General features: G+C 48.5%; 9 protein-coding genes. All 9 read left to right on the top strand.

What is annotated here, in order from left to right; genetic code table 11:
* Positions 1–9 precede the first annotated feature (9 nt).
* Positions 10–1,143: a hypothetical protein gene (locus HYU97_00045; protein ID MBI2335142.1), complete on the top strand. Its 1,134-nt coding sequence runs from the start codon at positions 10–12 to the stop codon at positions 1,141–1,143.
* A 30-nt stretch (positions 1,144–1,173) separates the two neighbouring features.
* Positions 1,174–1,872, top strand: coding sequence for a hypothetical protein (locus HYU97_00040; GenBank protein ID MBI2335141.1), 699 nt, complete (start codon positions 1,174–1,176; stop codon positions 1,870–1,872).
* A gap of 16 nt (positions 1,873–1,888) precedes the next feature.
* Positions 1,889–2,707, top strand: a complete 819-nt coding sequence (locus HYU97_00035; GenBank protein ID MBI2335140.1) for a hypothetical protein — start codon at positions 1,889–1,891, stop codon at positions 2,705–2,707.
* A 17-nt stretch (positions 2,708–2,724) separates the two neighbouring features.
* Complete coding sequence (locus HYU97_00030; protein MBI2335139.1) at positions 2,725–4,194, top strand: hypothetical protein; 1,470 nt, start codon at positions 2,725–2,727, stop codon at positions 4,192–4,194.
* Positions 4,195–4,316: 122 nt separating this feature from the next.
* On the top strand, positions 4,317–4,688 hold the full coding sequence (locus HYU97_00025; GenBank protein MBI2335138.1) for a hypothetical protein: 372 nt from the start codon (positions 4,317–4,319) through the stop codon (positions 4,686–4,688).
* Positions 4,689–4,852: 164 nt separating this feature from the next.
* A complete protein-coding gene (locus HYU97_00020) occupies positions 4,853–6,877 on the top strand; it encodes a hypothetical protein (protein MBI2335137.1) in 2,025 nt (674 codons plus the stop codon).
* 77 nt (positions 6,878–6,954) lie between these two features.
* Complete coding sequence (locus tag HYU97_00015) at positions 6,955–11,067, top strand: hypothetical protein (protein ID MBI2335136.1); 4,113 nt, start codon at positions 6,955–6,957, stop codon at positions 11,065–11,067.
* Between the two features lie 65 nt (positions 11,068–11,132).
* Positions 11,133–11,789: a hypothetical protein gene (locus HYU97_00010; GenBank protein ID MBI2335135.1), complete on the top strand. Its 657-nt coding sequence runs from the start codon at positions 11,133–11,135 to the stop codon at positions 11,787–11,789.
* A 165-nt stretch (positions 11,790–11,954) separates the two neighbouring features.
* Positions 11,955–12,392, top strand: a 438-nt coding sequence (locus HYU97_00005) for a hypothetical protein (GenBank protein MBI2335134.1), incomplete at its 3' end; no start/stop codon positions are given.

Genomic DNA, 12,392 nt, shown 5'->3' with positions numbered 1-12,392 from the left:
GACTTAATTATGCCAGGTAGACCAGCAAGGGTCGGTAGACGGCCTATTCGCGATGTAGATCCCAACATTGGAGAAGGGGCGGGTTTAGATGGAAAAGGCGGCAGGGAAGCCAGAGGTGTGCCTGAGGGAGGCATTGTGGGTTCGGGGGCTCGGGGTGCTACGGGTGATGCTAAAGCCGTTGAAAGAGGGCGGAATGCTTGGCATGCACTACGTGAAGTTTTGGGTAGTTTTGTAGAAGGCACACTTTGTCCGCAAGGTGCTCTTAGACTTTTGGAATCAAGATTTGGGAGTGGTGAACCTGTGGCTGAGGCTGCAAAGGCCGTTGATGTTGGCCACACCAATCCCGCGACTTTTTTTCGCAACCTGCCGCCTGAAATTTCAGGCATGCCGGGCGATGTTTTTCGTTTGATTAATAGAACGCAAGGAGGTGAAGCAGCTTATCTGGGGGATCGTGAGCCGCTCCCTGAAGGGCAAGTTATTACCTACCTTAATGCTGCAGCAGCCTATGATTCTGGGATTTCTGGGCGGGATGCAATTCAGGCCAAGCATTTGGTGGCTGGCATGGTGGCACCTGAGGTTGGTTTTATAATAGATGTTAAAACGGGTGAGGGAATTTTTGTCATCCATCGAGCTAAAGCCGGGGTAACACGATTTGAAGAAATCAAGCCTGGCGCCAATTTTTTTGACAAAGGATCTATCCCCCTACGTGTGTCCCTTAGGGAAGGTGGCGGTATTGTTTTATTATTAGGGAAATTAGTTGGTGGTGAACTGGAACCAAGCAGCCCTGTTGTGTTGCCTGACATTAGCGGAGTTTATAAAATCCCTTATGGTGAAAAAACGCAAGTGGCAGGTGGTGATCGTAGGGTGTATGATTTTCACGACGATGGCAATGTGTTTTTAGATGTGCAGTACGCGAGAACTGGTGAAAACAGATTGCAAGCCACCCTTTACGCCGGGGTTGGCCATTCTGTTGTAGCCCCGTTATCAGGGGTAGCCATGAGTGGCGTTGTTGCAGGTAAGTGGGACTTGCCGATAACAGGCGGAACATCAACTTTTTTTGTTGAGGTGGATGGGGCGCCTTACCTTGTGACCTTGGTAGAAGAAGGTTCCCATGGTTATGTAAGGGTAACGTTTACACACTAATTCAATAATGAACTATCAATAGGAGTTATTATGGCAGGAAAAGGTAGAGTGACAGGGGACGGGCAAGCAACCAGGGCATTGGTAAGGATTGAAAGAGATGCAGACTTGGAAAACACAGGCCGTCGTGTTGAATTAAGGCGTGCAACTCGCCAAGCTCGTCGTGAGGCCCCCGCAGTTGATGCATCTGCAGGTTATAAAGGTTATGTTGCTTTTCTGAAATTAGCTACTATGGGGGCAGCTTTTCTGGAAGCCAATCGAGGTGGTGAACCCACACCAACTTTGTCTGAACGTTCATTGCCCGTTCGGCTACTCATTTCAAATTGGATTCCTCAAGCTGCAGCCGATAGGGTTTCGCCAGCGGTTTTACAAAAATTTGAAGATTTGCCCGCTGGAACCTACATGGTTGACGGAATCAAGATAGAAGTTGGAGCAGTGGCTTGGCCTACCGTATCTTCTCGAGGTCTCGAGGTGGGCTTTGGGGGGTTCATGTTCTTTATGAAGGGTTTTACTCTTGATGGCTATTTAACGGCATTACGTACGTTGATCAAAGCTGAATTAAAAGATCAACCTAATGGAAAGCCCACCGTGTCAACAATCCCACCTCCGCTGCATTATGGGCAAACTTTTATCGGTTTAGGGGGATTTCCTTTTAAGCTAACCAGTACTGGAATTGTACCATTAATAAGCGGGCCCGCAGCGGTGGCCCAGAAAATTGTAGATGGGGAGTAATCTTTAGGGAGGTAGTATGGCTGGACCAGGAAAACCGCGAGGCCCGGTTGATAGTAGGGGTTATCGAACAGGTGAAGCAGAAAAACGTTTGAAAGATGAGCAACGAACCGACGAAGCACGGCGTGGAGAGGCTGTGGGAGCAGGTGAACATTCATCAAATACCTTGGGAGATGCACAATCCGTCAAGGCAGGCAGGCAAGGTTGGTTGGCTTTTAGATGGCTAGCGAGATTAGTTGCTGTGCTGCCGGGCGCGCAATCGAGGCGTGGCCTTGCGACGCAATTTCGTGCTCCAGAAAAACTTGCTGATTCTATGGGCGATGCAGATCCCGTTGCTTTAGCTGCAAGAGAGGTTGGGGCAAGGCCTGTTGCTACAATAATTCCAACATTCAGTGCGACCGCAACCCAGTTGCCCCTGGGTAAATGGGGGCGTTTTGAATACCCCGTTCACAGTGCAGCGGAGTATGGTCGTGGCGAGATGGTTTTTTCATTTGGTGAAGACAAAGCTGCGGTAAGGGTGGAGAGCCTCATTTCAGGGTCAACCATGTCTATCGATGAATTCAGCCCTGCTGGTAGGTTACGAGTTACTTTTTGGGTAGAGCCCGGAGCAACCTTACATTATTGGGACCCTTCCACTTCAGATTGGATCTCAGTAGGCGGAGCAGCAGGCGGGAAGCTCGACATTGTTGTTCCCAATCTTGCTGGAGAATTTCCCTGCTATTTTCGAATTGATGGTATGGCACCCCACTACCACTCCACCTACGTTTTAAAAATACGCAGCGATGATTCAGAAGACCATCTTGTCAACCTTGATACTTGGGTTCCGAAAGCGGAATGATTTTTTAGAGAGGTAATATGGCTGGGCTAAGAGGCTCACGAGGGCCGGTAGATCATCGGGATAGTCGAACAACTGACGCAGCTAGGGCTGCGGAAAAGAGGCGAGAGCCTGAAGCGCGCAGCGATGTGACACAGCCCGATGCAAGACGCCCGGCCGATACGGTGGGGCCTGCACGAGCAGTTGATACAGGGTGGCGGGGTTGGTTTGGGCTTGGAAGATGGATGGCTTCGGCAAGGGAACTCTGGCGGGGCAGGCAGGCCAGGCCTGAGGCTGCGCGGATTGTTGAGGGTTTAGTAGATGGCGAAGCAGATGCTGTAGCGTTAGCGGCTGCTGATGTTACGCGAATCTTTGATCGGGTCGATGACTTTTTTGGTGAAGTTTTACGTTTTGAGCGGGAGGGGTGGGCTAAGGACTGGAAGGAAAGTAGCAATCCCTTTTGTTTACGTGATGATTTGCCAATGGATCATGGCCAACTCTACACCTTTCCGCAGGGTGGCTATGGTGGAGGTGGTAAGCAGGGGAATCATTTAGTGGCCGGCATGCTAGGGGAAGGTGTAGGTTTTATAGTGGATGTAAACACGGGTAGAGGCAAATTATATACGCTTGAGGGAGATGATCTAAGAGTTACTGATCTCTACGAAGGGCTTAATTTCATCAATCGAGGCGGGGAGACTATGCTGGAAGAGAATCAGCCAGCCTTCATCTTTGTTCGTACCGAAGCGGGTGGGCAATTTTATTTATTTGATGATTGGCAACAACCCGGCTTGGGTCAAAGCTCATTTAGAGTGGGGCACCCTAGCTTGGTTGGAGAATTGGATGACGTTCAATCAATAGAACACCGCGGGCTTCTGTCGATTGCGGGGCTTCGTTTGGAGATCACTTACACAAGTAGCGTGTCAGATGGTGAGGGTAATTTTGATCGAGGCAACATGCGCTTGAATGTGCAACGTGAAATGAGTGGGTCTACTGTTTCGATCGATGGATATGCCCTAGAAGGTGAGGCCATGATTGAATTGGGTGTCGATAACCACGTGCATCGTTTGCAAGTGGGCGATCAAGTTTTTTACGTGTTGGCCAATGCAAACATCGAATTTTGGGGTCGGCATTTATTCATGGTTCTTCCCGTGAGCGGCCCCGTAGAGTTTTCAGCAGCCCCACCCATTGCCAGCATCCCCATTGATTTGCGTCAACACTGGCAAGATCATTTGAGGAGATATTCCTTAGCTCCAGGTACCGAGTTGGGTGATGCCATTCAAGCCTTTGGTGACCTCCCGCGCGATGGAGATTATATTCTTTGGGATGGGTTATTTACCGTAAGGTTACGAACTTTCAGTATGGGGGTGAATAGAGTTTTCCGAACCCTTGATTTTGTAGAGTCAGACGATGAATTGTCGAAGTATAGCGACCATGCAGCCCTGGTAGCTTTTTTAACTCTAACCCGTGCGGAAATTGCCGGCTCGCTCAATAACCAACCCAATGGGCCTTGACAGATAAGTAATTATTTATAATAAATATTCAAATTTATACAAATAATATGAAACATAAATAAACATATGACGATAAATGCCTTGGGTGTTTAGTTAGTGTAATTTTAAAATAGGAGTATTTTATGGCAGGTATAGGGAAAGCAGAGGGAAAGGGGACAGCTGAAACAGTACGACCGGTTGAAACGGAGGCAGAGCGAATCGAGCGTGAAAAAGCAGGGCGACGTGCGGAGGCCGGGGCTGTGATACCCGAAGGTCGGCCAGAGACACCGGTGAATGCGCGAGAAACCGGGGCCGTGTTTGGTCGGGCAGATGTAGAGAGGATGCTGACCGAGCTCCGAGAGAAGGGTGGTAAAAAACATTATACGGGTGCTTTGGAGTTTGCCAGAATCAAAGAGGGGCCAGAAGTACTGAAAGAGTATACGATCACTCGACCTACTTGGTGGGTTAGGGCCGTTGAATGGTTCAAAGGCATTTTCCCGGGTTTTAGGCACTAAAACCGAAGCTAGGGCCAGGCCATAGCCATAAAATACTGTATAACAGTATAAAAATAAGTCAAAAATACCATATCTTAACGGAAACTATTTAGCAAAAATAGTCGATAATTGCTTAGATCCCTCCTTATTGGGTATGGGGGTTCGTTAAGAAAGGTGGAAGTTTTATGGCTAGTCCCGGTGGAAAAACTGGTGGCGTTGGTCGTGGACCCTCTGGGGATATCGATCCGCGTCGGGTGGAAGATAGAGGGCGTACTGCGGTAGACGCTATAGGTGGAGCTGTCCCTGCAAAGGGTGAGCCGGTAGAAACAGCGGACCAAGCCCCCTCTCGTTTTGGATGGGGCGTGCTAGGTGCGCTAAAAGCACGACTTAGGTTAGAAGGCGAAAGACCACGCGGTGCTGAAACAGTCTTAGGGCCTAATCCCATGTCGACCGAAACACGTGATGTGATGGCATCAGCCGCCGCAGCGGCGGTAGGGCCGGTAGCCGATACACGAGGTTTTTTTCAGACCTTGCGCCTTTCTGCCATGACAGCGGAAGGTGTTTTGGGTAACGCCGTACAACAGGGCCGTGCCAGGTTGTTACCCGCAGGTTCCGACACCATTCCAGCGGATCCTAGCAGACCCATTACTGCCGGCATGTTAGAACCCACCATGGGTTTTGCCTTTAATGGCCAAACGGGTCGTGGGTTTTTATATCGGGACAATTCAGAAGTGATGATCGTAAATCGGCAAGTCGTGCTCCCAGATCATCTAGGTGCCCCACTCCATGAAGGTATTAACTCAATCTATTGGCCCGAAAGCCAACAACAACAATATTTATTATTGGTAGAAACCGAGGCAGGGACCGTGGTTCGTTACGTGACCGATTTGTCGGAGCGGCCCATTCAGCCAGGTCATTTTGGTTTTAATGAGCTCTACACCGTAGCACCCCACCATTTAAGTGTTGGGGGAGAACCAGCTTCTTTTCTTTTGCCCTTGGCTGAAGGTGGTTTGAACCTAGAATTTACCAATGGTGCATTTTTTGCTACTGTGGATCATACCGATGGAACTGTTCAAATAGTCGAGACGAGAGGGAGCGTTTTAACTCTACGCCCCAATAGTTCGCGGGGTGATGTGTGGGTGGATGGCATTTCTTCACAAGGGCATGAGTCTATTCGTTTGGTTGCGGATAGGGGTGAGGTTCATCGGGTGCAAATGGGGGACCAGGTTTACTATGCATCAATGCAAACCGCAGAGGCAAATCAGTTTAATCAAGGGTCCTTCTTTTACCCCACTTTATTGACGGTGCTGGGTCCCTATACGGCAACAGTTGCAGCACCTGAAATTGCTAATCTCCCCGTTCGCCTTAGTTGGGGCGAGGAGCGCGTAGCTAGGCTGTATCCAGCTCTTGATCAAGCAGCCTTTGCCGAAGTCTTGCAATCTTTTGTGGGTCTACCCGATGGGCAATATACCGTGTTTCGAAATTCAGATAGGCCCATCACCGTTGAGCTTTCTACCCGTGGTTTGGGTCGGGATCAGGCCGAGCGGCGTTTAAATGTCGTTACCTCCATCAATATTAGAGACGATGTTCGAAATCCCGTGAAATGGTTTGAGCGCATTCGAGCAGACATCACCGTTGTTAAGAACGATCTTCCGGATGGTAGTCAAGATTCTGCCGCAGAGGCCGCGGCGGCTTTTGAAGCGGGGACAACCGGAGAGTATCGTGCCCTGGGTAACATGCCTTATCTTCCCCCTGTCCCTGACCGATTGCTAGCCATGAACCAGTGGGTGCGTTTTGATCGACGTGAGGGCGCTCGTTCAACCATGCAGGTCGACCAGCGAGGTTTGCTACTGCTGCCCGGTGAAAATGCTGAAAGTTATACGGTGCTACTGGATCTGCGGAGCCAAACTCCAGGCCAAGCTGCCACCATGTACGATGCTAGAGTTACGGCCGGCACGCTACACGCAACCCTTTGGCTAGCGCCCGGGGCGGCCGTTCAAGTTTATGATGAGGCGGCTGGTGTGTGGAACAGAGTGGGCGACGATTTTAACGGGTCACGTCATGTAATGGATGTGAGTGGCATCCCTGGGTCAAATTATCGAGCATTATATTTTGTTACCGAAGCCGATGGTCAGATGTATCACCTCGCACTACACATCGAGGGTGGAAATCATCAGGCCAAAATTAGTAAAGTTGAATCTCAAGAATAAGGGGTCAGTCATGGGAGCAGGAAAAAGTAGATAGTGAGTAGGGGTTAGGTCAAAAAAGTGGAAAGGGGTGATAGGGTATGGCAGGGCCAGCTGCGTTTATCGATTATTTAAAGCCATCGCCACTGCCGTTCGTGCAGGGGGCAGAAGGCAGTTCTCCACCTAAGACGGAGGCCCCTCAAACCCCTCCGCCCGATCAATTTATTCCAGCCCACACTGCTGGCGAGGGCACAACAGCTCCCCTTACCCTGGTTGATCCGGCCGAAATCATGGCTAGCGATGAAGCGCTTGCCCAGCATTTCTCCCAACTCATTCAAAAAGCCAGTGATCTCCCGCCGGCATTGCAACCTCTCTACGCACAAGTAGTCAAAGCACATCAAGAATTAACACAAGTGTCTACCATGATGATGGAGCTGCAAACCCAAGGCGCTGATCCCGAGGCCATCGAGCAAGTGGCAGAGTCTTACGAAAAAATGACTGAAAAGTTGGCAAAACTAGAATTGGAATTTCGCGGTCAACTTTTCCAAGATAAAACCTGCTTAGAAAAGAATGCCGCGTTGGCCCTTTATTTTGAAGGGCTTACTCATTATGCGGCCTTGTTGGCTTATCAAGATGTAAAATTTTCTGGCCAACAGTTGGCAATTTTGGCCAGTCGAGAATTGAGAAAGCGCTTAACCGAAAATGATCCAGCAGCTTTAGAAAAATATTTAAATTTTACCGCCCAACTCCAAGTGGTTTTAGCGACACTGCATCAATTCAATGAATTGCAGGCTCAAGTTACCCGAGCAAAAGTCGACCCAACCGGCAAGATCATGGAGCACATGAGAGAGCTCGAAAAATCGTTAACCTTAAGCCAAGGCGGAGAACTCAATGCCCAAGCCCATCAGCGGGTTGGAAAAGGAGTTTTAGAATTTAAAGCCCTCGAGGCCTTGCTTTTCTTCGCCAAATCGCAATCTCCCGTGAATCGGCCCGCAGAGCAATGGAGTAACGCTCTGATCAATACAGGTTTTGAGCAATTATCCCTTCTGCTTCAGCACGGCGATGCTGACATGGCATTTTATGAAAATTACCTTCCCTATCAGGCGGCTCAAGGCCTTACCCGGGCTGCTTTGCCAGAGTGGCGGGTTGCACAATTACGGCGTTGGTCTCGTGTGCCGGAGCATCTCCAAAAAGTTCAAGAGTTCAAAACTATGAATGCCGTACTTTACGAACGGTTAGAAAAATTTTGGAACAGTGCCTATGCGGAAAATATGAACCGGGTTAACGATGGCAGCCAGAGCTTGGTAGCTTGGAATTATTTTGCCCATGGTAGCCCACGCATTAAACGGGCCCTGGCTGAAACCTTTGAGTTCAAACCGGCGCAGGTGTTAGAGGGTGAGGCTTATCGAAAGATGGGTGTCTATTATGGTTGGTTGCAATTTCTATTTATCGGCAACGAACCGCCTTCGTTTGAGGGTATGAGTTACGTGTCAGGTTCTCCGGAATGGCTAGAACAAGCCCACTTGCAAATGTTGCAAAGTTTTGCCAATTCCTACCTCGATTTTGAAAAGTTTATTAAAATTTATGCCGAGCTTGATGCCAAGGCCGAAACCCCCGATCCACTGGCCCATTATTTAACACGGTTGCAGAGAACCGAAGAATTAAATGATCTTGAAGCCATTTATCAAGATTTGCATACCCGCTCTGATTTAGCCGAGGGGCCTTTGCGGTTTGCCTTGGCTGAATTAAAGCGTGGGCTTGCGAGTTGGGATGGAGGGAGCCTGCCCAAATATTTCCCAGCCGAATCAACCGCAATACTGCAAGCCATCGACGGGTTGTTGGCTGAACCCACGAGTGATGGGGTTGAGGTGGCCACATGGTTGTCAAAAACGGATTCCATCATAGCTCAGGTTCATCGTTTGCTGATGAAAAGCTATGGGCGTGATTTAGCAAAATACGTTGAAGGAAGTTATATTCGTGAACCAAGGTTACGCGATGAAAGTGAGCAGGCTTATTTTCAACGACGGTGGGGCTTAAACAGTCAAGAGGGCTTGGTTCATGCCTTACGGCGTGATGCCGGCCGATTGATGGGTGAAGATCCCCAGGTGTTTGAGTTTGAACTTCGCTGTGAAGAAGAAAAGGCGAAAGATCCACTAGGATTTTATCTCAATAATACCGATTATTATATTGCCAAAGGATTGGGCGAGACCAAGCTTGGTCTAAAAGATTGGTTAATCGCGAGAGGCCGATTGGCTAAGGCCCCAGAGCTTGAGCAGGTTTGGTTGGTTTCCCCTCAGGCGATGGTGACTATGGTATTGGGTGAGCATACTAACGCTTTAGGTCCACTGGATAAATTGGTTGTTTGGTTGACCTTAAGCCGGGAACCGGCTTCGCCTGCCCAATGGTTGCAGTTGATATCCGACCCAGCCAAGTTTGTTCCCTATGTGCAAGGCAAAAAAGACCTTTACCAAAAGTTATTACAGATCAGAGATGAGCATGAAGTCATCCTCTATCATGAAAAGCAAAACGAAGGGTTCTCGACCACCGCAAAAGATGACAACCCGTCTCCAGCGGGCGAGGCTACCCTAGAGGCCATTCAAGGGAGGCTCAATCAATTCCATTATTATTCGCGCTGGGCAGCGCGTTATGCCGAAGCGGTTCAAGAGGAATATCAGTTAGCCACCATGGGAGAAATGAATGGAAGTTGGACCTACGAAGATCATTGGCAATATCTCCTCTTTGGGCGGGGGCCCAAAAGTGAACCCTTTGTGCCTCGAGTGCATCAATTGCGACAACGCTTGGTGAATATGCTCGAACTGATTAAGCAAGAAAAGTGGGACGAGGTAGAAGCGGCCTTTGTGCAATTAGAAAAACGCCAATATCCCTTGCGACAAGAATATTGGGATTTAGTTTCTTACCACGAGAAAAAAGATTTTGCCCTAACGGTGGTGGTTACGCTGTTAGCGAGCTTTGCGGCCCCAGGAGTTGGTGGTGCACTGCTGCGAGGAACGATGGCACTGGGTCGAGCCGGAATTGCAGGTGCCAGGTTCATTCCTCCTCTATTTCGTGCGGGCCAATATGGGGTGCAAATGTTGGGCAAGGCTTATGAGGGCTCGAGGTTTCTGCAAGGTGCAGCAGCAGCTGGGCGTTGGGGCCTTACCACACCGCATATTGCTAACCCAGCCTTTGGCTTTTCCCATTCGTTGGCTTTTCATCTTAATGATAAAGTGCTTGGGTTCATGGCAAATCAAACCGGGCTAACCGCTAACTCGCCGTTTAGTTTGGCTCACACCGATGGACAAATTGCGGCTAATTTCTTTTATGATGTGCTTGCGTTCAACCCCATGTTGCGTACCTTTGCGGTCGGTGAACGTGTGGGTATGAACCTGCTTCCTCAAGCCTGGCGCACGATGGCACGGCCTCGTTTAGGCCATTATGTGGATGATTATGCCAATGCCTATTATGAGAATACTAGTTTGTCGGGTTTGAGTAGTTCGCTTGGTCAATTGGGGAAGGGACTTTTTGCGTACAGTCGGGATATGGCTAAATTTGCAGCTCCAAAACTTGCCGGCTTTGCCGGGGAATACGCCGGTTTTGAAGCCTGGTGGTTGGCCAACGACGTTGGTTTTAAATCTGGCTTGCGGGTGATGGATGGTGAAGTCAAAGATTTTTCAGGATGGGCGCGGCACATAGCTTGGCAACTTTCTCCTGAAAATATGGTCGACGCCGGAACCGGGAATCTTTCTTTCTTGTTGGGTTTAAAAGGCGGTGGTGGCATGGCTCGGTATACGGCTGCCAAAGCCCATAAAATGATGGCTAAGCAACAAGTCCCCCCAACTTTAGCGGAGAGCTTGCAATTGCCCGACGACCTTTCTCCGATGGAAACAGCACTGTTACGCGAAGCTTACCTTAGAACAAATCTATTTGTTTCGATGCAAACCAGGTTACCCCATGCTTATGGGCCTAAGCCGTCAGATTCTAGGGCAACACTAGAAATCAAAGATCGAATAGTTCAACAGGCCATAGCCGCAGATCCTCGGTTTAGCCGAGATTCACCTACCTTTCAGTTAGTGGCATTGCGAGATCAAAGTGACTTAGTGGATCGAGTCAATGAAACGGATGCTGCAGTTCGTGAAATTCAAAATGAAGCCGCCCGTGCTCGATTGAACTACGAGCGTGCTATGGCCACTCTTCGTGCTAGCAAAAGTGGCTAAATAGGTGTTATTAAGGGCCGATGCCATTGCGAATAAAACTATTTTGTCTTTTAATATTTATTTTTTTGCTGTCTCCCTTCAAAAACCTCCACGCCGAAATTGCCTTGGTCGATAGCTTAGAATGGATCACCTTAGATGCTGAGCTTATCGTGCGTGGTAAGGTTAAAAAAAACTCTCCTGCAAAATCCAATTCTATTCAAAGCCGAAATTCAAAATTTTCTCCGGTGCATTTTCAAGTTTTTGAAACGCTAAAAGGCAATGTGGTTTCAGAAATTCAATTCGAAGCGGGTTACCTTAAAGAAGTTTTAGAAAAATGGGGGAGTGAGGGAAGTGACGTCTTGGTTTTTTTAAAACAAATCGACTTTCAAAAATCAGCTTCGGGTAAGGTTTGGGCCGTGCGTAGTGGCGAATTCCCTAATGCCATCAATTTAGATTGGTTGAAAACAAGGCCCGAAATCCATTTTAATATTTTTAATACGGCCATGCAGGCGATCAAAAATCGCGAGCAAGTAATTCAACTAGTTAAAGATACCTTAGTGCAATGGAAAGATATTAAAAGCATCCAACGCGCGAGCGTCGATGTGCCTTATAAAACCGAGCTTTTCAAACGCTACTACTCCGGTAGTTCGGTGTATTTAATTGTGCCCTTAAGCCCACAGCTCCAAAAATCTTGCAAGGAGTGGCGGCAATTAAATGACCTACGCCACTGCGAAAAACTCTAAGTTTTGGGTAGATTAGTCCCCAGCCTCCCTACCCATCTTCCAATAAAATATAACAAATTCATATAATTATGATTTAGGCAGATCGGCACAGAACTTGCTTGTCGTTATTATAGGCACTTTACCCATGGGTAGGGTTAACCTTATTGAAGAGGATTAAAACGGAATATGGGGGAACATGGCGCTTCTGGTATTAACGGTAAGTCACCAGACTATTCAATTCATTTAAATTATTGTCCGACCGAAGAAAATTTTACACGAGGGGCCCAAACTGAGCCTTGCCCAGTGGAGCCAGTGGGGAATCCATTTCCACCTCCTGATGCAACTTATTTAAATAAATCCGCCCAATGGTTTGCAGCGTGTCATCCTCATTATCAACTGGAATTAAAATCAAATTATGATGGTGCCAGGTCAGATGCCGAGCGTGCCGAGGTTGCTTCTAAAAATGCTCAAGTGGCTCTAGCCATGAATGATCAGGCTAGCTTTGAATGTTGGAAGGGCCTTGCATTAGCCGATGCGGCCAAACTACCCCATGGTGAGCTGTTGGCCGTGCCTTTGCTGCAGGCCGATCTTTTAACTTTTGAGGGCAAATATCTTGAGGCAAGC

It is taken from the genome of Deltaproteobacteria bacterium, from assembly GCA_016183235.1.
Lineage (GTDB): Bacteria > UBA10199 > UBA10199 > DSSB01 > JACPFA01 > JACPFA01.
The sequence above is the reverse complement of the archived record's forward strand: the minus strand, read 5'-3'. Positions and strand labels throughout refer to the sequence as shown.